The sequence below is a fragment of the Virgibacillus sp. 7505 genome (assembly GCF_002272135.1).
In the GTDB taxonomy this organism is placed as follows: domain Bacteria; phylum Bacillota; class Bacilli; order Bacillales; family Amphibacillaceae; genus Terribacillus.
Genome location: NZ_NPBF01000531.1, coordinates 1 through 203 on the forward strand (window position 1 = coordinate 1; position 203 = coordinate 203).

At 52.2% G+C, this 203-nt stretch carries 1 protein-coding gene; it reads left to right on the forward strand.

What is annotated here, in order from left to right; all coding sequences use genetic code 11:
• Positions 1-203: AMP-binding protein (locus tag CHH91_RS20090; RefSeq protein ID WP_141234303.1), on the forward strand; the 203-nt coding region annotated here is incomplete at both ends.

The following is a 203-nucleotide window of genomic DNA, read 5'->3' on the forward strand; positions in this document are numbered from 1 at the left end:
GTGTGCCAACTGTCTGGCTCGGCCTCTTGCAAGTGCTTGAACATCGTCATTATGATTTGAGCAGCTTGCGTGCTGTCATTTGTGGCGGCTCTGCGGCACCGCAAAGCATGATCGAGCGCTTTGAACGTAAGTTGAACGTCCCGTTTTACCATGCCTATGGCTTAACGGAAACGGCCCCGCTCGTATCGTTTTCCCGTTTGAAA